General features: G+C 39.3%; 22 protein-coding genes. 11 read left to right on the forward strand and 11 right to left on the reverse strand.

The genetic code is table 11. From position 1 onward, the window contains the following. Positions 1-194: 194 nt before the first annotated feature. On the forward strand, positions 195-1,088 hold the full coding sequence (locus E0H77_RS06860) for an amino acid ABC transporter substrate-binding protein (RefSeq protein WP_131376165.1): 894 nt from the start codon (positions 195-197) through the stop codon (positions 1,086-1,088). 272 nt (positions 1,089-1,360) lie between these two features. Here E0H77_RS06860 and E0H77_RS06865 read toward each other — a convergent pair whose 3' ends face one another. The 7 genes from E0H77_RS06865 to E0H77_RS06895 form a co-directional block, all read right to left on the reverse strand. Then, on the reverse strand, positions 1,361-1,771 hold the full coding sequence (locus E0H77_RS06865) for a hypothetical protein (RefSeq protein WP_131313676.1): 411 nt from the start codon (positions 1,769-1,771) through the stop codon (positions 1,361-1,363). Between the two features lie 10 nt (positions 1,772-1,781). Continuing rightward, positions 1,782-4,079, reverse strand: a complete 2,298-nt coding sequence (locus E0H77_RS06870; protein ID WP_131376168.1) for a fimbria/pilus outer membrane usher protein — start codon at positions 4,077-4,079, stop codon at positions 1,782-1,784. 3 nt (positions 4,080-4,082) lie between these two features. Continuing rightward, positions 4,083-4,787: a fimbrial biogenesis chaperone gene (locus tag E0H77_RS06875; RefSeq protein WP_131376170.1), complete on the reverse strand. Its 705-nt coding sequence runs from the start codon at positions 4,785-4,787 to the stop codon at positions 4,083-4,085. A gap of 113 nt (positions 4,788-4,900) precedes the next feature. After that, complete coding sequence (locus E0H77_RS06880; RefSeq protein WP_131376173.1) at positions 4,901-5,422, reverse strand: hypothetical protein; 522 nt, start codon at positions 5,420-5,422, stop codon at positions 4,901-4,903. A 591-nt stretch (positions 5,423-6,013) separates the two neighbouring features. After that, on the reverse strand, positions 6,014-7,030 hold the full coding sequence (ilvC, locus tag E0H77_RS06885) for a ketol-acid reductoisomerase (RefSeq protein WP_131313680.1): 1,017 nt from the start codon (positions 7,028-7,030) through the stop codon (positions 6,014-6,016). A gap of 22 nt (positions 7,031-7,052) precedes the next feature. Next, positions 7,053-7,544 (reverse strand): acetolactate synthase small subunit, encoded by a 492-nt coding sequence (gene ilvN / locus E0H77_RS06890; RefSeq protein WP_004902274.1) that lies wholly within the window; start codon positions 7,542-7,544, stop codon positions 7,053-7,055. After that, positions 7,541-9,268 carry an acetolactate synthase 3 large subunit gene (locus E0H77_RS06895; protein WP_131376176.1) on the reverse strand — a complete coding sequence of 576 codons (1,728 nt, stop codon included), beginning with the start codon at positions 9,266-9,268 and terminating at the stop codon, positions 7,541-7,543. The genes ilvN and E0H77_RS06895 overlap by 4 nt, the downstream gene beginning before the upstream one ends. Before the next feature lie 485 nt (positions 9,269-9,753). Here E0H77_RS06895 and E0H77_RS06900 point away from each other — a divergent pair, with 485 nt between their 5' ends. The 4 genes from E0H77_RS06900 (at position 9,754) to holA (ending at position 14,451) form a co-directional block, all read left to right on the forward strand. Beyond that, complete coding sequence (locus E0H77_RS06900) at positions 9,754-10,131, forward strand: DUF4124 domain-containing protein (RefSeq protein ID WP_131376179.1); 378 nt, start codon at positions 9,754-9,756, stop codon at positions 10,129-10,131. 133 nt (positions 10,132-10,264) lie between these two features. Further along, on the forward strand, positions 10,265-12,889 hold the full coding sequence (leuS, locus tag E0H77_RS06905; RefSeq protein ID WP_131376182.1) for a leucine--tRNA ligase: 2,625 nt from the start codon (positions 10,265-10,267) through the stop codon (positions 12,887-12,889). A 17-nt stretch (positions 12,890-12,906) separates the two neighbouring features. After that, positions 12,907-13,452 (forward strand): LPS-assembly lipoprotein LptE, encoded by a 546-nt coding sequence (locus E0H77_RS06910; protein WP_131376185.1) that lies wholly within the window; start codon positions 12,907-12,909, stop codon positions 13,450-13,452. A gap of 12 nt (positions 13,453-13,464) precedes the next feature. After that, complete coding sequence (gene holA / locus E0H77_RS06915) at positions 13,465-14,451, forward strand: DNA polymerase III subunit delta (protein WP_131376188.1); 987 nt, start codon at positions 13,465-13,467, stop codon at positions 14,449-14,451. A 67-nt stretch (positions 14,452-14,518) separates the two neighbouring features. Here holA and E0H77_RS06920 read toward each other — a convergent pair whose 3' ends face one another. The 4 genes from E0H77_RS06920 to orn form a co-directional block, all read right to left on the reverse strand. Continuing rightward, positions 14,519-15,319 carry an enoyl-ACP reductase FabI gene (locus E0H77_RS06920; protein WP_131376191.1) on the reverse strand — a complete coding sequence of 267 codons (801 nt, stop codon included), beginning with the start codon at positions 15,317-15,319 and terminating at the stop codon, positions 14,519-14,521. Between the two features lie 144 nt (positions 15,320-15,463). Further along, positions 15,464-16,192 (reverse strand): Bax inhibitor-1/YccA family protein, encoded by a 729-nt coding sequence (locus E0H77_RS06925; RefSeq protein WP_131376194.1) that lies wholly within the window; start codon positions 16,190-16,192, stop codon positions 15,464-15,466. A gap of 313 nt (positions 16,193-16,505) precedes the next feature. Then, on the reverse strand, positions 16,506-17,921 hold the full coding sequence (locus tag E0H77_RS06930; protein ID WP_131376197.1) for an NAD(P)/FAD-dependent oxidoreductase: 1,416 nt from the start codon (positions 17,919-17,921) through the stop codon (positions 16,506-16,508). 489 nt (positions 17,922-18,410) lie between these two features. Further along, positions 18,411-18,965: an oligoribonuclease gene (gene orn / locus E0H77_RS06935; RefSeq protein ID WP_004902299.1), complete on the reverse strand. Its 555-nt coding sequence runs from the start codon at positions 18,963-18,965 to the stop codon at positions 18,411-18,413. A 120-nt stretch (positions 18,966-19,085) separates the two neighbouring features. On the opposite strand from orn, the gene rsgA reads away from it, so the two are divergent. From rsgA to E0H77_RS06965, 6 genes are all read left to right on the forward strand, one after another. Further along, positions 19,086-20,144, forward strand: coding sequence for a ribosome small subunit-dependent GTPase A (gene rsgA / locus E0H77_RS06940; RefSeq protein ID WP_131376200.1), 1,059 nt, complete (start codon positions 19,086-19,088; stop codon positions 20,142-20,144). Positions 20,145-20,236: 92 nt separating this feature from the next. Further along, positions 20,237-20,647 carry a rhodanese-like domain-containing protein gene (locus tag E0H77_RS06945; protein ID WP_131376203.1) on the forward strand — a complete coding sequence of 137 codons (411 nt, stop codon included), beginning with the start codon at positions 20,237-20,239 and terminating at the stop codon, positions 20,645-20,647. Between the two features lie 16 nt (positions 20,648-20,663). Then, on the forward strand, positions 20,664-20,918 hold the full coding sequence (gene grxC, locus E0H77_RS06950) for a glutaredoxin 3 (protein WP_131376206.1): 255 nt from the start codon (positions 20,664-20,666) through the stop codon (positions 20,916-20,918). Positions 20,919-20,942: 24 nt separating this feature from the next. After that, entirely contained in the window at positions 20,943-21,395 is a 453-nt protein-coding gene (gene secB / locus E0H77_RS06955; protein ID WP_131313694.1) for a protein-export chaperone SecB, read from the forward strand. 230 nt (positions 21,396-21,625) lie between these two features. Continuing rightward, positions 21,626-22,996, forward strand: a complete 1,371-nt coding sequence (locus E0H77_RS06960; RefSeq protein WP_131376209.1) for a sensor domain-containing diguanylate cyclase — start codon at positions 21,626-21,628, stop codon at positions 22,994-22,996. A 77-nt stretch (positions 22,997-23,073) separates the two neighbouring features. After that, positions 23,074-24,375 carry an ABC1 kinase family protein gene (locus E0H77_RS06965; RefSeq protein WP_131376212.1) on the forward strand — a complete coding sequence of 434 codons (1,302 nt, stop codon included), beginning with the start codon at positions 23,074-23,076 and terminating at the stop codon, positions 24,373-24,375. The last annotated feature ends 149 nt before the right edge of the window (positions 24,376-24,524 follow it).

A 24,524-nucleotide genomic window follows, 5' to 3' on the forward strand; every position in this document is an offset into this window, starting at 1 on the left:
TTTTTCTTTATTTTCAATCACATAAAAATTTAAAAAAATAATATTAAAAATCAATAATATGGAATATTACAATTATATTAAATTCAAAAAAATCATGATATTACATCTTGAAATATGGCATTTGTTTTGCTTATAAATTACACTGGGCTGAGGAGCCTATTTTAAAAACAATACACAACACCATAAGGGAAATTATGAAATTATTTTCAAGAACATTCGTTGCATCATCTTTGTTTGCCTGTGTTTCTCTAGGAACAAGTCAAGCCTATGCAGTGGATACACTTGCAAAGATCAAAAATTCAGGAAAATTAGTCATTGGCTTCAATGATGCTGCTATGCCAATCTCCTATACCTACAATGGTGGTGCAACAGGCTATGTGATCGACATTTGCCGTACCGTTGCCAATGACATCAAAAAAGAGCTCAACGCTCCCCATTTAAAAGTTGAGTTTGTTGCTCTTAATCCAAGTCAACGCATACCAAACATTCAATCAGGTCATGTTGATATGGAATGCGGTGCGACGACAAATTCCTACAAACGCCAGCACGAAGTGGCTTTCTCCACCAACTTCTATTACACCGAAGTTCGTATGGCAGTCAGAAAAAGTTCGCATATTCAAAACCTTGTTGACCTTGACCACAAAGCCGTTGTAACAACTGCTGGCACAACATCAGATACATATATCAAGCGTAATGAACGTGGTAAAAATATTAATGTTATCAATGTTTATGGCCGTGACTTTGATGACTCATTTGCAATTCTTGCTAGTGGAAAAGCTGAAGCGTTTGTCATGGATGATAATATTCTTGCAGGACTTATTGCCAAAAGCTCAAACCCACATGCTTATGAAATTGTAGGCCCTATTTTATCTTCTGAACCTTATGCCATCATGCTGCCAAAAGGTGATGCCAAGTTTAAAGATATTGTTGATACAAGCGTCAATGGTCTATGGAAATCTGGGCAAATGGGCAAGCTTTACCATAAGTGGTTCCAGTCCTCAATTATGCCTCACAATATTAACTTGAATATGGCGCCAAACCGTTCATTCCTGAATTTACAACGCCGCCCAACCGATGCGGGTATCTAAATTGAGCAAGTAATTGCACGATTATTTTTGAGCTAGGCACTAAAAAATATCAAATAAATTAGGCTTTTTGTACTTTGGGCTTCTTTCATCATTGTTTACACTCGCTTTGTTTTACTTTCTAGAAAGTAAAATCAAATAGGTTGATGAAAGAAGTCTATTAAAAATTAAATTATGTTTATTAATACTTTTTAAATCGCTTATAAATATTTATACAATCGCAAAATAATAAAATGATACTTATCTAAGAGATCATAAATAAGTATCATTAGAAATCAGAAAGATAAATTAACATAAATCATATCTCTGTAAACGCCTGCTGGAGTACGAATAGAGGGCTGTTCTTCCAGATGAACAGCAATAATATATCGATTTGTACCTGTAGCATTGGCAGTTAATGGCACATTCCACAGATTTTCGACAGGACCTGAGATTGTTAATTTGGTTCTTAGTTTATACGCTCCATTTGATACGTAACTTGTACCATCAGCACTCCGCAAATTCATACTGCTAAAAAGAATCGAGTAACCACGATCACAATTCACACTAAATGAAGTTGCAGATTGACTATGATAGTAACTCGCTAGCATCATCTTCGGTTCTGTTACATTACCTACGGAACATGAAGCAGCATATGTTGCACTAATCGCACTACCGACTAAACATAAAATAAATACTCTCTTCATTCGGCCTCTCCTACTTGCAAGTAAGCTCTATCGCTTTTGCTGGATTATGATCTGCAACTTGTGCAGGGACATTTAATTCACTGGTACAAAATGCATCCTCCGCTTGTTGTGCTTTTAACTGGTATTTATGACCTGGTAATAACCCATATAAATACAATTGACCCTCAGCATCTGTTGGATAAATTTCATCTTTATTATTATCTAAATAAACTTCAGTTGCTCTCGGGAAAATCTCGCCTTTCGCATTTAATAATTTAACAACGACCTGTTGAGTTTGATAAATTGGAAAATCAAAGAAATAACCTCGCTGATTAAGAGCGATTAACTTTTTACTTGATGTTTCTATTTTGCTTTCAATTGGAATCTGATCTTGATTAAACGACAAATCATATGTGATATACGGCAATATATTATGAACAAAGAAATAACCATTTTGTTTAGTTTTACCAACAGGTACCAATGAACGATAAACTTCAATATCTTTATAATCCGAAACTTTAACAAGAGCAAAGGCATCATCAATTGATTTAGTGAAATTAAATTGATTATCTAACCAAACCAATGCTCCCTTATAATCCACTTGGGTGTCATAATAATCTGGGTTTTGAGTATGTAAAACCCGCAGATCGCCATATGAAGTTTTTAATATTCCAGAAGCATTGTAGCCTAACTGCCCATTAGAGCGATTCATCCCCACAGAATAACCAAAGCCATTCTGCCCTGTAATAGATTGAGCAAAGGTCGCACGAGTATTACCATCCACAGATTGATCAATATAAACTGATTTATTTTTATCAAAACTGAATGTTAATGAGATATTTGCACCATCATCAGGATTATTACCAAAATCTTTAAAATAAGACACACCAAGATAAAGCTGTGATGTCAATCTTTTTGTAATTCCGACATTTAACATTTTTGTATTTGGCAATGCCCGGGTTGAATCTGGATAATAACGACGATCAATATAGTTAAAATTTATATTATCTAAGAATGGAATGTTATAAATACTAAGATAAGCTAAATTATCAAATTTAGGAATAATCGTATCGGGTGTATACCCCAATGACTGAAACTTTTGTGAGGAGTAACGACTCGACACTCCGAAAGAAAAATAATTAAAATTTCGACTGACTGATGCCCCTAATGCATATCCATTTTCTCCATGCCCATGACTTCCCATAGCAGAAAAATCAAATAATGCATATTTAGGAGCCGCCTGCGTCCACATTAAACCAAGTGTCTGTATATCTGAACTATAAGCAGTAGTAAATCCTAAAGATGTCTTATCTGTCACACCCCGTCTAAAATATGTGCTTGCAAAAAATTCTCGGTAATCAGAACTATTTATATCGTAGTTATATCGTATTTTACCGAAAGAAATATTATATTCATTCAGTCCTGCTTGTAATAATCGATTATTAATCAGAATTGGAAAATTCTGTACACTTCGATTGCCTAATACATCTTGCACCACAATCTGAGCATTACCTGACTGTTGAATGGTTGCACCAGTTTGTAGAACATAATCACCTGCAGTGACATTTTGTCGATAAATATTAATTCCGTTAATATATAAATCGATGGTTGAAGGAACTACCGCACTTCCTCTTAACACTGGCGCATTCCAATAAACCAGATCAGACCGTTCAGTATAGTTAGTTCCAAAGCTAATCCCACCAAAACGAAATGAACTAGCCAAAGGATTAAAGACTGTCGTGCTATCCCCCACTATAAGCTTAGTATAACGATCAGGAAAATCCATGCTAAATTCCGTATTCAATCGAACAACTGAAGCTTCCCCACTATTCACCTGATCTCGATAAATCACAGAGTTTTTAAACATCCAATAATCTTTAAAAACCCCCAATTCATAAAGATTATTGAACTCATGTGAACCTTTAGCCTTATCAAAATAAAAATCATAGTTTAAAAAAGCACCCAAGTTTGCTTTATTGGGTAAAGGTACTCGATTTTTATCTACATATTCTAAAAAATAGTCTGGTGGCACTGTGATTTTCATGGCTTGCATCGCTACATCCAATTCAGATCGAATAGGAGATGTTGTCACCAGACAATATTGATTCTGATTTATATTTTTTTTAAATAAATCTACTTTCAATCTAAGCCGACTCAGCACATTGCATTCAACGTAAAATTGATCCGCTTCTTGAAGTACAAGTATTTCTGTATTTTTATCAATCCCATTTAGCCAGATATCCGCTAAAATCGGCTCTGTGCTTGTTGTTCCTGCATGAACAAATGAACATATAAATACCCCATTCATCACCATAATTATTTTCTTCATAGCCTATTCCTTAAGCTGTAGTTCTAATGGTTTTTCACTTTTATCTGTTTTTATTAGAACTTTATAACTATTAATATCTTTAGAAGATTTTATCTGACCAAATTTAAAATTATTTTCCTGTTTTGTTAACAAATATTTCCTATCATAGTTCACACCAATTTCTTTATTTTTTTGATCCAATATTTTGAGTTCTGTAATTTGCACATGAGATTCTGCATTATTTTTAATATTTACTAGCAAATTATTATTTTCAAATCTTGGTATGGCTTTTAAATCTATTGCTTTTTGTTGTCCCACAAAAAGTGGAATCGAAAGACTCATCATGAATTGAACTGTATTTGCTTTTAAGGCAGGTGGCACTTCCTTAAAAAAAATACGCCAGGTCCCTTCTTTTTCTAGGCTTGGTAATTGTCTAAAGCCAACCCGTATAACTTGCTCTGAGTTTGGTTTTATTACAAAATTTTTCGGGTTAATAATGATATTTGTATCTGGCTCCAGCACATCCTCTCCTTTTTCGTTTTGTGACCATTTCATTGCAGATGCTTCAAATATTTTTTTCTCCCCCCCTTCCGTCAAGGAAAGTGTGACCACAGTACTCCTTTGCTGTTTATTTGAAATATAGAGTTGTGTCGGCGTTACACTAAAGTCAGCCCAAAGCTTTTCTACACTCAAGAAAAACATGAATAAAATCCATAATATTTTTTTCATTTCAAACCCATCCCTTTGATAAGAAATATTTTTCTTCTATAAAAACTGATCTATTTATTTATAAAAAAGGCCCTACCAAACCGTATTCAGTAGAGCCATCAGTGAATGAAACATTAGAAGTAGACATTAATCGTATAAAGATCGCTATACGTATCTGCTTTAACATTACCGATCGTACCTGTTAGCACTTTTACATCGTATTGATTCATTGTACTTAATGCCATAGGTTCGCCAGTTTTTGCTTCGCCAAGATTAATACTGGGTCCACCACTACGTGTAGTAGTAACTGTTGTAGGAATAGTTGTCGTATTAGCTCCAGTGCCTTTTAGGAAACTTGCATTAGGACCTAAACCAGCATGATTGGTTGTATTCACCAATAAATTATAGTCTGCATTCGCACCCACCCAAAATGAGCCTGTGCCAGAAGCTGTGCTAGAACCTCCTGAAGCACTTACTGTGATTTTGTCGTCAGCTCTGAGTACGCATTTTTTTGCAACAGTTAATTCAATTGGAATTGAATCTTTACAAGACGATGTACCAGTGCTTGTATCACATTCTTGATTACCAGCATGAGCAACTCCTGTAAAAGCAGTCAATGCAGCGGCGGATAATAATGTTTTCATCATTATATTCATAACCCATCTCCCTTATTTTATTTATTCGCAATTATAAAATTTCAAATCTCTTATAAAATTTAGAGCTAGAGTTTTATAAGTGCTGGGTAAAAGCTTATATTCTTTTTTTCAAATCATAAAAAAAATGGTAAAATTCATGTTCCAACATCGGATATATACTGATTTATTATAATTCCTTGTTTATTTTACTTATTTAAATATAAGCCAAACAAATACCAAAATGATTAATATATTATTTTTTCAAATATAAAAAATATAGATTCTTATCCTTGCTTTTTTAAATAGAAAAATCACATATATACAGTATTCTTAAATTTTCTATAAGAAATACATTTCAACACATAAATTAAAGTAAAATCACATAAAGTCCATATTTTTCATAAAAAATCATATTTTTTCAAAAAAATGAGACTTATTTCACATTTTTAACTGTGCTTAGATACTGAATTCCCGTAAATATGAAGCAATCTACTGTGCTATCAAGCCTGAACAGCAGAATACGAAGTTAGGCAAAGCTCTCCTGCTCCTATGGTAGGCAATAAAAAACCCTAACTCAAAGTTAGGGTTTTTTACATTTGACGGAGTTAAACCTTAGTTTTTCTCTTTGTCGACGATTTTATTTGCTTGAATCCAAGGCATCATCGCGCGTAATTTACCACCAGTCACTTCGATACCGTGAGCAGCATTTTGACGACGGCGAGCAGTCATTGATGGATAGTTCAACGCACCTTCTTGGATGAACATTTTTGCATATTCACCAGATTGAATACGTTTCAATGCATTACGCATTGCTTCACGAGACTGTTCGTTGATCACTTCAGTACCAGTCACATATTCGCCATATTCAGCGTTGTTTGATACTGAATAGTTCATGTCCGCGATACCACCTTCGAACATCAAGTCAACGATCAATTTAAGTTCGTGCAAGCATTCAAAGTAAGCCATTTCTGGTGCATACCCAGCTTCAACCAAAGTTTCGAAGCCCATTTTTACAAGCTCTACCGCACCACCACAAAGAACTGCTTGCTCACCGAACAAGTCAGTTTCAGTTTCTTCACGGAATGAAGTTTCGATGATACCTGTACGGCCACCACCTACGCCTGAAGCGTAAGAAAGTGCAACGTTACGTGCATTACCAGAAGCATCTTGGTGAACAGCGATCAAATCTGGAACACCTGAACCACGCTGGTATTCAGAACGTACTGTGTGACCAGGTGCTTTCGGTGCAACCATGATTACGTCCAAGTCTTTACGCGGAACAACTTGGTTATAAAGGATAGAGAAGCCGTGAGCAAACGCAAGCGTTGCGCCTTCTTTGATATTTGGCTCAATCACGTCACGATAAAGTTGTGATTGGAACTCATCTGGAGTCAAGATCATCACCAAGTCAGCTTGAGCAACAGCTGCTGGAACTTCAGACACTTTCAGACCTGCATTTTCTGCTTTTTTCCAAGAAGTAGAATTTGCACGTAGACCTACAGTTACATCCACACCAGAGTCTTTAAGGTTTAATGCATGTGCATGACCTTGTGAACCGTAACCAATAATTGCTACTTTTTTGCCTTGGATGATAGATAAGTCACAATCTTTATCGTAAAAAATTTGCATTTGTTTTCTCCAGTAAAATCTTTTAAACCGTTAATACTTTTTCGCCGCGTGCAATACCTGACACGCCTGAACGCACCACTTCCAAAATGGTATTTTCAGCTAAAGCATCAATAAATCCATCGAGTTTTTCAGTAGTACCAACAATCTGAATGGTATACGTTGTTGGCGTAACATCGACAATTGAAGCACGGAAAATATCTGTTGTGCGTTTAATTTCATCGCGCGCTGCACCCAATGCTTTTACTTTAATTAGCATCAGTTCACGTTCAATATGCGCACCCTCGCTCAAATCAACCACTTTTACAACTTCAATTAATTTATTCAGTTGTTTGGTAATTTGCTCAATTTTATGATCATCACCATACGTGGTTAATGTTAAACGCGACAAAGTTGGATCTTCAGTCGGTGCTACATTTAAGGTTTCAATATTATAGCCACGCTGACTAAACAAACCGACTAAACGAGAAAGCGCACCTGATTCATTTTCAATGAGTACAGAAATAATGTGTCTCATTTTGTACGCTCCCCTTTATGTAACCACATGTCCTTCATAGACTGACCAGCGATCTGCATTGGGTAAACATGTTCAGAACGGTCAACCATCACGTTAATAAACACACATTTATCATTAATCGCCATCGCTTCTTCAAGTTTGGCTTCAAGCTCATCAGCATGGTTAATTTGAATACCAACATGCCCATAAGCTTCCATTAACTTGGTAAAGTCTGGCAATGATTCAACATATGAACTTGAGTGACGACCTTCATAGTTCATGTCTTGCCATTGTTTTACCATACCAAGAGCACGGTTGTTCAAACATAGAATCTTAACATTCAAGCCATATTGCTTACAGGTTGAAAGTTCTTGAATACACATCTGAATCGAAGCTTCACCCGTAATACACACCACTTGCTGCTCAGGTTTTGCCAGTTTCGCTGCCATAGCGTATGGCAAACCCACACCCATGGTACCCAAACCACCTGAGTTGATCCATTGACGTGGCTGATCATACTTATAATAAAGCGCAGCAAACATCTGGTGCTGACCAACGTCAGAGGTAATAATCGCCTCACCGTTAGTAACTTTATATAAAGTTTCAACCACTTGCTGTGGCTTCATACCGCCATCAACCGCAGGAGCATATTTCAGCCCATGAACTTGACGCCATTCATTGATCTGGTTCCACCACTGAGCTAAAGCTTCTGGGTTTGGCTTAGAAATATTGAGCTGTTTCAACTGACTCAACATTTCCTGTAACACAGGTTCAACCGCACCCACAATTGGAATGTGCGCTGAAATAGTTTTAGAAATGGTTGCAGGGTCAATATCAATATGCACAACTTTGGCATTTGGACAGAATTTTGCAGGATTATTGGTAACACGGTCATCAAAACGTGCGCCTACCGCAAAAATCACATCGGCATTGTGCATCGCCATGTTGGCTTCATAGCAACCATGCATCCCCAACATCCCCACAAATTGTGGATCAGTTCCTGGGAAACCACCCAAGCCCATGAGTGTATTGGTGACTGGGTAATTCAGCAAATGTGCAAGTTCAGTCAATAACTCTGCGGCATTACCTTGTACAACCCCACCACCACTATAAATGATTGGGCGTTTTGCCAAGAGCAGCTCTTCAACTGCCTTACGAATTTGCCCAGAATGCCCACGGTAAGGTGGCTGATAAGAGCGCATCTTCACTTTTTCAGGGTATTCGTAAGCAAATTTTTCTGCTGGATTGGTTGCATCTTTTGGAATATCAACCACAACAGGTCCAGGACGACCACTTGCAGCAATATAAAATGCTTTTTTAATAATGCCAGGAATTTCGCTTGCATGGCGGACCTGGAAGCTGTGTTTCACAATTGGACGTGACACACCCACCATATCTGTTTCCTGGAAAGCATCTTCACCAATAAGGTGGGAAGAAACTTGTCCAGACAGAATCACCATAGGAATCGAATCCATATAGGCTGTCGCGATTGGTGTAACAGTATTGGTTGCACCAGGACCTGAAGTAACAAGTACGACCCCAGTTTTGCCTGTGACACGCGAATAAGCATCTGCCATATGCCCAGCCGCCTGTTCATGGCGTACTAGGTAATGCTCAATTTTATCTTGTTTAAATAGCGCATCATAGATGTGCAAAACTGCGCCACCAGGATATCCAAAAACGTGTTCAACACCTTCGTCCGCAAGTGCACGAACGAGCATTTCACCACCAGATAGAAGTTCCAACGTGATTCACCCTAAATATCTTTTTTCTATGTAATGGGAGACATTACATATGTGTTTAATTCATACAAAACTGTACTCTTATAGCACAAATTTCACGCCTAGGCGCTGCAATAGGATAAAAATCAGATGCAACAGCGATATAAGCTGTAAATACTGCATCTTTAAGGTAAAAATATGTTGGGATAAACATATCTTTAATTCAACATATAGCTCGGCTAGAGGATATATGCCTATTGCACAATTCGTTTACTTATCCGAAGGGTGATCAGATAAATAAGTTTAGCATTTTTGTTGTTTCATTCCCGATTGTCAAGACTTCTATGTGTTTTTTCACAAATTGCTTAATGCCACAGACATACTCACCGTTTATCTGACGATAAAAAATCTGAAGTTAATCCTGATTTGACCCTAGAAATTCATTTTTTCAGCAAAAAAACACGCTAAAATTTAAAACGTGTGACTATTTAAAATCAACAAGGGTTTCTATGAAAACGCTAAAACAAATAACGATCGCCAGTATGATTGGATTGAGCTTCATGGGGTTAAGTCAGATCAGTTTCGCTCAGCAAGATTACTATAAATGGGTTGATGCTCACGGTTCGACTCATTACACCACAACCCCCCCACCCAAAGCCAAAGGTGTAAAAACTCGCGGTAAAATTCAAACGCATGGTTGGGCAACCACACCAACAACTAATAATACCAATGCACCCTCACAAGGTAATAACAATAATGCACCCCAGAAAAACACGTCACAACCTGCAACCAATCATGCTCCATCGGCTCAAAATCAACCCACAAATCAACAATCATATCTAAATAATCAAGAAAATTTACCTGCGAGTGTTCCTAAAGCACAATAATTCATAAATTTGACTGCTGTTTTCTCATATTTATGGATAGACAGACGAGAATTTCTTGCGCAAAATTCACTTTTAGGTGCATTTTGCGCTATGCTTTGCGACAAACTATTTCCACATTGTTCTTATTACGTTTATGACTACACCTCATATTGACCCTGAATATCAAGCCAGTGCGATTGAACCTCAAGTCCAACAAGATTGGGAAAATCGTAAAGTCTTTAAAGTTGCTGACACAGTAGAAGGCAAGCATCGCTATATTCTGTCTATGTTTCCTTACCCAAGTGGTAAGCTGCATATGGGTCATGTGCGTAACTATACAATTGGAGATGTCATTAGCCGTTTCCACCGCTTAAAAGGCGAGCAAGTTCTACAGCCTATGGGGTGGGATGCTTTTGGTTTACCTGCAGAAAATGCAGCAATTGCCCACAAAGTTGCCCCTGCGAAATGGACATTTGAAAATATTGATTACATGCGTAATCAGTTGAAAAGTTTAGGGCTTGCGATTGACTGGGATCGAGAAATCGCAACATGTACCCCTGAATACTATCGCTGGGAACAATGGCTATTTGTTCAGCTTTATAAGAAAGGTTTAATTTATCGTAAATCTTCAACTGTAAACTGGGATCCAGTCGATCAAACTGTACTTGCTAACGAACAAGTGGTTGATGGTCGCGGCTGGCGTTCAGGCGCATTGGTTGAAAAACGTGATATTCCAATGTATTACTTTCGCATTACTGATTATGCGCAAGAATTACTCGATGATTTAGAACAATTAAAAGCAGGTTGGCCTCAACAAGTCCTCACCATGCAGCGTAACTGGATTGGTCGTTCAGAAGGTATGGAAATTCTGTTCCCTTCTGCCGATGAAAGCATCTATGCTGACAGCTTGATGGTATATACCACTCGCCCAGATACTTTGATGGGTGTCACTTACGTTGCTGTTGCAGCAGATCATCCTTTAGCGAAAAAAGCCGCTGAACTTCGCCCTGAACTAAACGATTTTATTGAAGAATGTCGTCATGGTTCTGTTGCCGAAGCAGATTTGGCAACCGCTGAGAAAAAAGGTCGTGCGACTGGCTTGTTTGTGAAGCATCCATTGACAGGTGAAAATGTTGAAGTCTGGATCGCCAACTATGTGTTAATGACCTATGGTTCTGGCGCAGTGATGGCTGTGCCTGCCCATGATGAACGTGATTTTGAATTTGCCAATAAATTTAACTTGCCAATTAAACAAGTAATTGATGCTCAAGGCAAAGATGATGCCGAGTTCAGTGCAACCCAATGGCAAGAATGGTACGGTTCTAAAGACGGTAAACTGGTTAATTCGGGTGAATTTGACGGTTTAGATTTCCAAGGTGCATTTGATGCTTTCCTTGCTAAGTTAGAACCACAAACATTAGCCAACAAAAAAGTTCAGTTCCGTTTACGTGACTGGGGTGTTTCTCGTCAGCGTTACTGGGGTTGTCCAATCCCGATGATCAACTGTGACGACTGTGGTCAAGTGCCAGTTCCAGAAGAACAACTTCCAGTGATTTTGCCAACCGATGTCGTTCCAGACGGTTCAGGCAACCCATTGGCAAAAATGCCAGAGTTCTATGAAACCACTTGCCCATGTTGTGGCAAAGCTGCAAAACGCGAAACCGATACCCTAGATACCTTCGTTGAGTCGTCTTGGTATTATGCACGCTATGCTTCTCCAGATTACACCGATGGCATGATCAAACCTGATGCAGCTCAAACTTGGTTGCCTGTGAACCAGTATATCGGTGGTGTAGAACATGCTATCTTGCATTTACTATATGCACGCTTCTTCCACAAATTGATGCGTGATGAAGGTGTGGTACAAGGCAACGAGCCATTTGCAAACTTGCTCACTCAAGGCATGGTATTGGCCGATACCTTCTACCGTGAAGATGCATCTGGCAAGAAAACATGGTTTAACCCTGCTGATGTTGAACTTGAACGTGATGACAAAGGTCGTATCCTGTCTGCAAAATATCTAGCAGACGGCCAGCCTGTGATCATTGGCGGTCAGGAAAAAATGTCAAAATCGAAAAATAACGGGGTTGATCCTCAAGCGATTATTGACCAATACGGTGCCGATACTGCACGTGTCTTTATGATGTTTGCGGCTCCACCTGATCAATCTCTTGAATGGTCAGATGCGGGTGTTGAAGGTTCAAACCGTTTCTTGAAACGCGTATGGCGTTTAAGCAGTAACTTCTTCGAGCAGGCTTATGCAACCGTTGAGCTGGATAAAGCCAATTTATCGAAAGAAGCGCAAGACTTACGCCGTAAAGTGCATGAAACCATTGCTAAAGTGGGTGATGACATTGAACGTCGTTACGCATTTAACACGGCAATTGCGGCACAAATGGAATTGCTGAATGCGATTACCAAGTTTGAAGTAAAATCTGACAATGATGCAGCAGTTGCACGCGAAGCAGTGATTACTTTACTGACTTTACTTGCTCCATTTGCACCACATTTAAGTCAAACCGTTTTGGCTCAGTTTGGCATCGACTTAACCACAACTGCGTTTCCAAGTGTAGATGAGTCTGCTTTGACCCGTAATACACAAACGATTGTGGTACAAGTGAATGGTAAACTTCGTGGTAAATTAGAAGTGAGCGTCGATATTTCTAAAGAAGATCTATTGGCACAAGCCAAAGCTTTACCTGAAGTACAACAATTCTTAACAGGTGAGACCAAAAAAGAAATTGTTGTGCCAAACAAATTGGTGAACTTAGTCGTTTAATTATTTGAGGAATACGCATGCACTTAGTCCCACGTTTAGCATCTGTCGTTTTAACTCTTGGCCTAAGTGCAAGCTTAGTCGGCTGTGGCTTTCATTTAAAAGGTCTCAGCCCGACCTCAATTCCTGTCGCTTATCCACACATGAAATATAATAACAATAACCCACCTCAAGGTAATACTTTACAAACTAAGCTTAAAATCTATTTATCAGGATATGGCATTCAATTTGATGATGCCAAAGAAGCTTATACGCTACACATTCTTGAATATACTTATCATCGTCAAAGACTCAATGGGCGCGTTGCTGAAGTTATTTTGCATTTAAATGTGACCTTCCAGATTGAAGATGCACAGGGTCGCCCTGTCACGACACCACGAAGCATTAATAGTGTAAAAAGCTATCAATACAATGTCGCGACTGTAAACGTGGATGATAACGAACAAGATGCTGTAATTACTGTCTTGATTGATGATGTTGCTCAGCAAATGGCACGTCAGATTGCAACCAATCGCCTTCCACACATTCAACCAGCACCAGCTTCTGCACCCACTGTAACGCCCTAATTTAGTGTTGTTATGAAACTCGATTATCTCCAAGCCCTCAAACGCGTGACCGAAGCACAAGGGGCTTGGGTCATGCACGGTCAAGAACCTCTGCTTGAACAAAATTTGTTAGATGCTCTGCGTCGCCATTGGCAAAGTCAGGAAATTGAACGACAACGTTATGAAATTCAAAGCGTTCAGGATTGGAAAAATGTCTTTAATGCCTTAAATAGCTTATCGCTCTTTTCTCAACAACTGGCGATTGAAGCGCATGGCAATATTAAACCAGATGCGGCTAGCTTAAAGTTGCTCAAAGAATATTTGCAATATAATGAGCAAAACCTGCTTGTCGTGGTCATGCCTAAACAAGATGCTCAAAGTTTAAAATCAAGTTTCTTTCAAACCATTGAAGCCAATGGCGTACTGGTTTCCTTACAAGCCAACTATCCACAAGACCGTCAACGGATTTTAGCGACTGAAGCTGAAAAACTGGGAATTACCCTTAATCAAGACGCTTGGCAATGGTTACTTGAACATCATGAACATAACTTGCTTGCTGCCAAAAACAGTTTAATTCGGGTCAGTGATACCTTCCCTGACTTGCAACAGATTGGTATTGATCAGCTATATGCATGTTTACAGGATCAATCACGCTATAGCACTTATGATCTCAATGACAGTATGCTACAAGGTGATTTTGCACAATCCGTGAAGATTTATCAGTATTTATTGGCAACAGGTGAAGCCATGAGCCTGATTTTATGGTCAATCAGTAAAGAAATGCGTTTACTCATGCAACTGTATGAACAGCCACAAAATGCCCTGCAACTCGGCATTTGGAAAACGCGAGTATCTTACTATCAGCAAGCTTTGCGGCGTTTATCACCACAGCGTTTTTTAGGCTGGTCAAACTTACTTTTACGAATTGATGCGGCAATTAAAGGTATCTCTGAAGAAAATCCAGAGCATTTGTGCTTGCAAGCCGTTGCCGAACTCTGTGGCAAACCTTTATTTAATTAAAATAGACCCATAAAAAAAATCAGCTCAAGAAGAGCTGATTTTTTTTATGGCCGAAATAATCAGAAAATTATTCGTCATCCATCATAGATTGGCTCATACCAACCGTATTGAAACCTGCATCAACATACATGATTTCACCTGTGATACCAGAAGCCCAAGGTGAACACAGGAACAATGCTGCATTACCGACTTCATCAATAGTCACATTACGTTTAAGCGGAGAAATTTTTTCGTTCGCATCTAACATTTTACGGAAAGATTTAATCCCAGATGCAGCCAAAGTACGGATTGGACCTGCTGAAATCGCATTGACACGAATACCATCAACACCCAAGCTAGACGCCAAGTAACGTACGCCTGCTTCAAGTGATGCTTTCGCCAAGCCCATCACGTTGTAGTTTGGCATTACACGTTCAGAACCTTGGTAAGTCAACGTCAACAGACAGCCCTGACGTACTTGTAACAATGGCTTAGCTGCACGTGCCATCGCAATAAAGCTATACGCACTAATATCGTGAGCAACGCGGAAACCTTCACGATCAGTCACATCAGTAAAGTCGCCATCCAATGTATGCGCTGGCGCAAAACCAATTGAGTGAACCACACCGTCTAAACCATCCCAGTGCTTTGCAAGATCAGCAAATGCCTGATCAATCTCTGCATCTACAGCGACGTCACAAGGAAACACCAATTTTGAATCAAATTGCGCAGCAAATTCATCCACACGTTTTTTTAGTTTTTCATTTGGGTAAGTAAATGCCAATTCAGCACCTTCGCGGTGCAAGGCTTGAGCAATACCAAATGCGATGGATAGTTTGCTTGCAACACCAGCAATTAAAAAGCGTTTTCCTGCTAATAGTCCTGCCATGAATTTTCTCTCATCAAGATGATTTATACATGCATAATGCCAATTCTTCAGGCTTTTAGAAATTGCATAATGCGCCTATTTTTACGATTCACCATAAAAAACGCACCTGATTTCGGGTGCGTTTATGCTTAAAAATACATTGCATTAATTACGTGACATACCAATCAGACGTAAAAATGAAATATACATCCAGACCAAAGTCGCCAATAACGCAATTGCACATGTCCATTCAAATGCTTGTGGAGCACGTTGAGCGGCTGCACTTTCAATCAAATCGAAGTCTAAAATCAGATTTAAAGATGCAATAACCGCAACAAATGCAGCAAAACCAAGGCCTAATACATTACTTTCAAACACATAAGGAATGCTTGAGCTAAAAATCATGCTCATCATCATTTGTACAACGAACACAATGCAGATTGCTAACGTTGCTGAAAGTACAATTGCTTTGAATTTTTCAGTCGCGCGAATGATCTGCATTTTATACAGACTAAATAATACCAAGGTAGTGACGAAAGTTGCCAATAATGCCTGCAACGGTGCACCAGGATATTTAGCTTGAAACACAAAGGAGATCCCTCCTAGAAATGCACCTTCAAACAAAGCATAAGGAATTGCGAGTGTACGGGCTGTTTCTGGTTTAAAAGTGGTAATCAGTGCCAAAATAAAACCACCAATCGCACCGACCATGGCACCCACACCAGCCAAACCAAAATTCATGCTCATCGCGCAGTAGAAAAAGAACACTAGGCCTAAACCCGCTGCAATACTGGTGAGCATGACTGACTTATTGACAGCACCCTGAATGGTCATCGGGTGCCGATAATCGCTGTAGGTTTCTACACGCGTTAAAATAGGATTATTACTTTGCATCATTGAACTCATTGTTATATTTAAATGGATACCTCTCAATTTTAATCATTAACGCTGATTGAATATAGATTTTACGATGTATTTTTGTAACGATACTTGTATATTTTATTTTTTAAAATCAATGAATAACCATAAATCAAATACCTCGTTCATGCTTATTTAAAATAAAATTCTGCATCTGCATATAACGCAAAAAACCGCCCATTGTGGCGGCTTCGCTTCATTTATTCTGATGTATTCAGTGACATAAGAAGCAGGTTGCTTTAAATCCAGCTTAAAAATGAAATACATCTGCAGCTTTTATATTCTCCAATTAAAATGAAATCAGTTTGGCCGGGTTAAAAAAGGCATTAATTTCATAAGCACCTTTTGCCAGAGGAATGGCCAAAGGCGCCAATTCTCGACCAAATAACATGTCTTTATGTGGAATTTTGGTCAACATTTCATAATCGTGCGATACACCAATAAAATCATCTGCGATAGCTTTCCCAATCCGTACGGTTTGCGCAACACCATGCCCACTCCAGCCATGTACAGCATAAATCGGGAAACTCTCACCAAACTTACGGCAGTCTGTTGCACCATTGTAGGTTAAATCAGTTTCACCACTCCACACAAAATCCAGCTCAACGGATTTAAGTTGCGGAAAGACATGCTGAATCCGTCTTTCTAAATATTGATAAGCACGATGTGGATTCCAGCATCTTCCTGTACCCTCTCCACCAAACAACAGACGGTTTTTAGACACTCCACGGTAAAAATCGAGCGCAAATTGCGTATCGTAAACTGCATAGCCCGATGGAATAATTTCTTTTAAATCAATTTCCAAGGGTGCTGTGGTACAGACATAAGTAAACAACGGAATGGTGGTATGATTATGCGACTCAAGTAATTTAAACGAGGCATGATGTACTGCCAACACGACACTTTTACGCGCCTTAATCACACCATGCGTTGTATGCACATAAACACCATCAGCCTGCGTTTTTAATTCTATAACTTCTGTCTGCTCAAAAACCTGACCACCATTTTTAGAGAAGCCATAAATTAAACCACGAGTCAGTGCCAACGGGTGAATTTGCCCACCGAGGCTATCAATTAGCCCACCATGATATGCTTCGCTGTTTACATAGTTATGTACTTCATGTTTCCCTATAATTTTGGTGTGATCTTCACCAAGAAACTTACGTGCATCTGCACCTTGGGTCAGTGCAATCAAATGCCCTTCGTGTACTGCGGTTGTGATATGCCCGCGCTTGCGGTCAAGCCCCAAATCATACTGATCAATAATGTCATCAATGAGTTGCATGGCTTCATCGGCGGTAAAACGCCAGAGTTTTTTGGCATCTTCCACACTCATATGCTGCAACATTTCGGAAGCTTCCCAACGTGCCAAACCTGGGGTAAGTTGCCCACCATTTCGTCCTGAAGCTGCGCTGCCAATTCGGTTTTTTTCCACCAAAATGGTATCAATACCGAGTTCAGACAAATGCAATGCTGTAGATGATCCCAGTAATCCACCACCAATCACAACAACATCACATTCCTGATCCGATGCTAAGGTGTCGAACGAGTGCCATTCTGCCAGTGAACTTTCATAATAATTGGCAGGTTGATCAATATCGGCACACTCAGGATTTAACCAAGTCCATTCCTTATCGAGTTGGTTATGAATACTTCGCTTATATTCAACATCCTCTAAAATAAGAGGTTTATCTATCTTTTGCATGTCGGACTCCAAATCTAGAATTTGCTTTTTTGATTGAGAGTTTTCTTCAAGAGGGTTCAATAGTTAGAAAACCAAAGAAACTATAGAATAGTGAAAAGCTGTTTTATGAAGTTCAGAAATAAAAGAGAAGTGTACTGAACCAATCAACCACTCATTTTTTAAGGGTTTCAACTTGCCTGACTGTCTCCATACATCTCAATGAAATAGCATTGAATGCTATTTCTTGCGGCTTAAAGTATCCTGTAAATTTGAGTGTTTATTGCAAATGGAGCAATTCATATGCCAGTAGTCCACCAACATTTGCTGTGATTTGGTTTCGCTTGACTGACACTCAAAAATCACTATATGGCTCTATATTGTCGTATTTACATAGAATTTTCCATATATGACAATATTTTTATAGATACAGACAACCGCTCAGCCGACTCAATCTCCACAAAAAAGCCTGTCATCGAAAAGACAGGCTTTGACAGACTTCAATCATCTGAATTACTTGTTCATAATAAAGAAATATTCACGATAATATTTCAATTCACGAATTGAATCACGAATATCATCTAAAGCCAGATGTGAAGCTTCTTTTTTCAAGCCAGACATAATTTCAGGGCGCCAGCGTTTAGCCAACTCTTTAACAGAAGAAACATCCAAATTACGATAATGGAAGAACTGTTCTAATTCAGGCATTAAACGGTGTAAGAAACGGCGGTCTTGGCAAATCGAGTTACCACACATTGGCGATGCTTTAGCATTGACCCATTTTTTCAAAAATTCGATGGTTTGCACTTCAGCATCACGCGCCGTGAGCTGACTACGACGCACACGATTAATAAGACCAGACTGCCCATGCTGACGAGTATTCCATTCATCCATCGCATTAATGACAGGATCAGATTGATGTATCGCGAGCACAGGCCCTTCCGCCAGCACGTTCAAATGATCATCTGTAATAATTGTTGCAATTTCAATAATTTGATCATTATCTGTATCGAGACCTGTCATTTCAAGGTCAATCCAAATTAAACGTGTATCAGGGGTGCTGCTCATCGAGTCAATTCTTGTCTGTTTAAAAATTCTCATCTTAGCAAATTTCTTGCAACTTCGCTGTAATTCATCAGGGCTTCATGCTATTTTTGCCATTCTCTTGTGTTGGTCTTTAGGATATGCATGGCTCTCATCCGTAAACGTCGCTTAACTGAGCAACAACAGCGACGGATTCAAAAACAGCATCAATCACGCCAAGAAGATATTGATACATCAAATGATCTCGAAGGCCTGGTGGTGCAACATTATGGACGTCAGCTAGAAGTCAAAGCATTATCAACTCCTGAACCACACCCTGAAAAACCGCCTGTTGCTGAAGGTGAACCTGAACCCTTCTGGAAACCGATTGAACTGGGGAGTGTCTGGCGTTGTCATACACGTACCAACCTCGAATTGCTGGTTACAGGCGATCGGGTCAAATGGCAAGCCGACCCCAATACTGGTTTGGGCATTATTACCGCAATTCACCCACGTCAGTCTTTACTGACCCGCCCTGACCGTTATCATAAAGTTAAACCTGTTGCTGCCAATGTCAGTCTGATTGTGGTCGTATTTGCTGCCTTGCCTGAACCTGCACCAATGCTCATTGACCGTTATTTGGTGGCATGTCAGAACGCCGAAATCCCAGCGTTACTGGTACTCAATAAAACCGATTTATTAAAAGAAAATGACCCTATCTTAACACTGGTCACAGAATATGAAGCATTAGGCTATGAAGTGGTGCAAACTTGCCTAACAGGCGACATTTCAACTCTAGTACAGCGCTTAGATAATGAAACCGTCGCATTCGTTGGGCAATCTGGGGTTGGGAAAAGCTCACTGATTAATATCATTGCACCTGAAGCCGCACAAAAAACCAATATCATTTCGGAAAACTCAGCTCTCGGTCAACACACGACCACATCAACCCGTCTGATCAGTTTTGGTGAAACAGGCGCATTGATCGACTCTCCTGGAATTCGAGAATTTGGCTTATGGCATCTCACGTTAGATGCTGTTGAACACGGTTTTCCTGAAGTTGCCAATTTACTCGGTTCTTGTCAGTTCCGTAACTGTACGCATAAGCATGAGAAAAACTGTGCACTGCGACAGGCAGCCGATGCAGGTGAAATTTTACCTCGCCGTCTGGAAAGTTTTTTACGTTTATGCGACGAGATTCAAGAAGCGCAACAAAAAAATTAAGTTTGTTGAGATTTACCCTTGAAGCGAGGTTTTTGATCACTATTAATATAGGCTATACTCTAGCTCAATTTCTGATGGTTATAAGGTGAATTGTGGAACGTTGGTTTGAATTCATGGGGAATCACCCCTTTCTATTTGGTATTCTTGCCGTTCTTATCGTATTGTTTTTCGTATTTGAAGGACGACGCAGCGGCCGAAAAATCTCACCACAATCCCTTGGTATTTTAGTCAAAGTTAAAAATGCCATTCTCATCGATTTACGTGATGCTAAAGATTTCCGTGATGGGCATATCAGCGGTAGCCGTAACATTCCGTACAGCCAACTGTCTAGCCATATTGAAGAATTGAAAGGCTCAGATCGTCCATTGGTCTTTATTTGCAATTTAGGTCAGGTTGCGGGAAGTGCGTTACAACAGGTTGGACACACTGACAGCTATCGTTTAGATGGTGGTGTTTCCAACTGGAAAGCACAAGGTTTACCACTTGTAAAAGCAAAAAAATAATTCTGAGGAGAATACGATGACTGAAGTAGTAATCTATTCAACAACCGTTTGCCCATACTGTGTTCGCGCAAAACAGTTACTCGAACGCAAAGGCGTGGCATATAAAGAAATCAATCTTTCCAATGAAGCACCTGAAGTGCGTGTGGAATTGATGCAGCGCACCAACCACCGTACTGTGCCACAAATTTTTATTAATGATCAATTTATTGGTGGGTTTGACCAGCTTTACGCTTTAGAGCGTGAAGGTAAACTTGACCAGTTACTGGCATAATTTCTATCACACTAAGGATTTAAAATGAGTGAAGAACAACAAGCTCAGTTGGCTCTAGAGCGTATTTATACTAAAGATGTTTCTTTTGAAGTTCCTGGCGCACAAGTTTTTACCCAAGAATGGCAACCAGAATTAAATATCAATCTTTCATCTGCTGCGGAAAAAATTGACCCAACTCACTATGAAGTTTCATTAAAAGTGGTTGTGGAAGCGCAAAATGCAGGTGAAACCGCATTTTTAGTGGATGTGACTCAATCAGGAATTTTTCTGATTAGTGATATTGAAGATGAACGTCTTCCTTACATTTTAGGTGCATACTGCCCAAATATTTTGTTCCCATTCTTGCGTGAAGCGGTGAATGATCTTGTCACTAAAGGTAGCTTCCCTCAATTGTTGTTGACTCCAATCAACTTCGATGCTGAATTTGAAGCGAACATGCAGCGCGCACAATTAGCTGCTACTGAAGGTCAAGCATAAGTTTTGCTCTAAAATATAAATAAAAGCCACGCTCTGTGTGCTTTTATTTATATATACGAGTTAGCAATATAATTATTATTATGATTGTGACTATATTCACACTCTATTGCTTTTACACGAACAAATATTATTCATTATTACAAATATATCCATTACAATCACTGTATAGAAATAGATCCATGGATGCGTGGCTATAAATACATTTTTCGTCTAGGTCAAAATAAATTAGAATGTCTAGTACCTCCATACGTACTCTTGATTCCACAGAGCTTTTATCCTTAGTAAGCCAGCTGACCGATGCGATTCAGCAAAACATTACGCCAAGTGTGCTCTTAGAATATTGCTGTGCACAACTACAGACCAGTGAAGCATGGTTATTTGAACAATATCACCTCTGGGATGAATGCCATTTTTTTCACACGCCTGACAGCTCATTTTCAGAAGATGAGGGTCAAGTGCATATTTCCAAGCACGAGTTTGAGTTATGTCATCCTTATATTGCGATGGCATCAACAAGTGATTCTTCATCAAATTACTGTTCACAGCTCACCTTTAAACTCACCACACGTGAAAATCTAGCCAGTATTTATTTATATTTAGAATTTAGAATGCCACAACCGCAAGCATTGTTCACAAGTATGGAGTTTGTGCTGTTTCTCAACATTGTCCGTTTGTATTTTTCAGAACGGGCGAGTTTTAAAAATAATTTTTTTCACTCTTTAAATATTAGCGAGTTTTATCAAGATATTGTCGATGATGCGCCTGTCATGATTTACGCACTCAATGAACAGCAACGAATTGTGATGTGGAACAAACAATGTGAACAGGTCTTTGGCTGGTCAAAACAAGAATTACAACAATTTGAGCAACCATTAAAACTGTTCTATCCAGATAAAAAATACAGAGATCGAGTCTTAAAACAAAGCGCACAAAATACAGGCTCAAAAAAACTCAAAGAATGGAATCCGCTACACCGCGATGGCAGTATGCTCACCACACTTTGGGCACAGTTACTCTTACCCGACCAAACCACCCTAAATTTCGGTATTGATATTACTGAACAGCGTAAAGCTGAAAAAATTCTCAAAACCCGCGCCCGTATTGATGGGCTAACTCAATGCTTTAACCGTGATGAAATTTTGCATCAGCTAGAAGAACTACTCAAAGATAGTCAAAACCAGTCCCAAGACTTGCCTTTTTGTGTATTCATGTTGGATCTAGACCATTTTAAAAGCATCAATGATACTTGGGGGCATTTGGCAGGTGATGAATCCTTGATTCACTTTAGCCAACTCCTGCGCTCTTATCGCAAACAAAATATGACTGTTGGACGTTTTGGCGGTGAAGAGTTTTTACTGATCATGAAAGTTTCGTCGTTGGATGAAGCTATGGAATTTGACAGCAGACTCAGGGCAACCCTGCAAAACCACCCGTTGATGTATCATGATCAGACCATCAAACTCAATTACAGTGCAGGTGTCGTGCTGATTGAGCAAGGATGCTGTAATTTAACCCACCTGCTGACCAGTGTTGATCAAGCTTTATATCATGCAAAAAAAACAGGTCGTGGACGTACCATTCAAGCTGAAGAACATTTTTAAGTTAACAATTTTCTATCACATTGGGCAGAAAAGCGCTCTATGATCTAATTTTGTACAACAATAAGGTTTTTTTAAATATGGCAAATTCAGCAAACTCCCCGACTCGGCGTTTTTTAAAACTTGCAGGGATGACAGCGAGCATTGCCACCAAAACAGTTTCAAATAGCCTGCGCAGCCTAAATGCAGATCAAGACCAAAAAGATGCGGCCAAGTCTAAACTTTTTAAGGAAATTGGAATTCAAATTGCCGATACTCTCGGACAAATGAAAGGCGCGGTCATGAAAGTGGGGCAAATTGCCTCACAATACAAAGATATTTTCCCTCCCGAAGTTGCCCAAGCCATTAGTAAATTGCAACGCCAAGCCCCTGCCATGCCTTTTGCTGAAATTAAAATGCAGGTGGAATCAGAGCTAGGACAACCACTTGAAAAGATCTTTACTGACTTCAGTGAAACACCTTTTGCCGCAGCATCAATCGGGCAAGTGCATCGGGCGACCCTAAATAACGGTCAAGACGTGGTGGTCAAAGTCCAATATCCTGGCGTTGATCATGCCTGTGAGAGTGATCTGAAACAGATTCGGCTGGCGCTACGCATGATGGGAATGCTAAAAATTGATAAAGATTTGCAAGATCAGTTATTTACTGAAATTCAAGAAAGCCTTGCCAATGAACTCAACTATGAACTTGAAGCACAAAATCTTGAGATTGCACGAGCATTCCATCAAAAACTAGACTCAAGAGTTATTATTCCACAAGTATTTAAACAATACTCGACTCGGCATATTTTAACCCTCAGCTTTGAAGCAGGTGAGAGTATTGAACATGCCAGTACATGGTCACAAGAGCTACGGAATGAGTTAGGTAAACGCCTGTTTACGGCTATGGGACAGGAAATTTTTTATTTAAAACGTTTTCACTGCGACCCGCATCCTGGCAATCTGGCATTTCGTCCCGATGGCAGTGTGGTCGTTTATGACTATGGCGGTGTCAAACAGCTCAGCACTGAGCAGGTGCAGTATTTCAAAAAACTGATCTATGCTGCCAGACAGAGCAATATTCTCGAACTGGAAAATGCCCTCACGGAGTTACAAGTCCTGACCGAAAAACAGCGCTTTCCAAACGAGTTGTATCATGATTGGTTAGAAATTCTATTACGCCCGTTAGTTCAGCATTATGACTTTGCAGAAAACAGCGCACATCATGATGGAATGTTACTCATGAAGGCTTCTTTAAAATATTGGGATATTTTTAAGCCTTCGCCAAATACCTTAATGTTAAACCGAACCTTTACAGGACATTACTGGAATCTTGTACATCTGAAGGTAAAAGATGATCTCAACAGCCTATTTCATGAGCTAATTCCTGATAACATGTCATAAATCTCTTCTAGAATAAATCCATCTACTCAAAATTGGTTCATCTGATTTTAAACGAGTTGATTGAAACTCAATTTATTGCGAAGCCTAAAATCTATCCTCCTTTTAGGCTTCTTTTTTTATGTGTCAGAACAATGCTATGCTTCGCTGTA

Source organism: Acinetobacter brisouioides, from assembly GCF_004331075.1.
Taxonomy (GTDB): Bacteria; Pseudomonadota; Gammaproteobacteria; order Pseudomonadales; family Moraxellaceae; genus Acinetobacter.

Coding starts and splice junctions, on each gene's coding strand:
- E0H77_RS06860 (WP_131376165.1), top strand. CDS start 195: ATGAAATTATTTTCAAGAACATTCGTTGCATCATCTTTGTTTGCCTGT.
- E0H77_RS06865 (WP_131313676.1), bottom strand. CDS start 1,771: ATGAAGAGAGTATTTATTTTATGTTTAGTCGGTAGTGCGATTAGTGCA.
- E0H77_RS06870 (WP_131376168.1), bottom strand. CDS start 4,079: ATGAAGAAAATAATTATGGTGATGAATGGGGTATTTATATGTTCATTT.
- E0H77_RS06875 (WP_131376170.1), bottom strand. CDS start 4,787: ATGAAAAAAATATTATGGATTTTATTCATGTTTTTCTTGAGTGTAGAA.
- E0H77_RS06880 (WP_131376173.1), bottom strand. CDS start 5,422: ATGAATATAATGATGAAAACATTATTATCCGCCGCTGCATTGACTGCT.
- ilvC (WP_131313680.1), bottom strand. CDS start 7,030: ATGCAAATTTTTTACGATAAAGATTGTGACTTATCTATCATCCAAGGC.
- ilvN (WP_004902274.1), bottom strand. CDS start 7,544: ATGAGACACATTATTTCTGTACTCATTGAAAATGAATCAGGTGCGCTT.
- E0H77_RS06900 (WP_131376179.1), top strand. CDS start 9,754: ATGAAAACGCTAAAACAAATAACGATCGCCAGTATGATTGGATTGAGC.
- leuS (WP_131376182.1), top strand. CDS start 10,265: ATGACTACACCTCATATTGACCCTGAATATCAAGCCAGTGCGATTGAA.
- E0H77_RS06910 (WP_131376185.1), top strand. CDS start 12,907: ATGCACTTAGTCCCACGTTTAGCATCTGTCGTTTTAACTCTTGGCCTA.
- holA (WP_131376188.1), top strand. CDS start 13,465: ATGAAACTCGATTATCTCCAAGCCCTCAAACGCGTGACCGAAGCACAA.
- E0H77_RS06920 (WP_131376191.1), bottom strand. CDS start 15,319: ATGGCAGGACTATTAGCAGGAAAACGCTTTTTAATTGCTGGTGTTGCA.
- E0H77_RS06925 (WP_131376194.1), bottom strand. CDS start 16,192: ATGCAAAGTAATAATCCTATTTTAACGCGTGTAGAAACCTACAGCGAT.
- E0H77_RS06930 (WP_131376197.1), bottom strand. CDS start 17,921: ATGCAAAAGATAGATAAACCTCTTATTTTAGAGGATGTTGAATATAAG.
- orn (WP_004902299.1), bottom strand. CDS start 18,965: ATGAGCAGCACCCCTGATACACGTTTAATTTGGATTGACCTTGAAATG.
- rsgA (WP_131376200.1), top strand. CDS start 19,086: ATGGCTCTCATCCGTAAACGTCGCTTAACTGAGCAACAACAGCGACGG.
- grxC (WP_131376206.1), top strand. CDS start 20,664: ATGACTGAAGTAGTAATCTATTCAACAACCGTTTGCCCATACTGTGTT.
- secB (WP_131313694.1), top strand. CDS start 20,943: ATGAGTGAAGAACAACAAGCTCAGTTGGCTCTAGAGCGTATTTATACT.
- E0H77_RS06960 (WP_131376209.1), top strand. CDS start 21,626: ATGTCTAGTACCTCCATACGTACTCTTGATTCCACAGAGCTTTTATCC.
- E0H77_RS06965 (WP_131376212.1), top strand. CDS start 23,074: ATGGCAAATTCAGCAAACTCCCCGACTCGGCGTTTTTTAAAACTTGCA.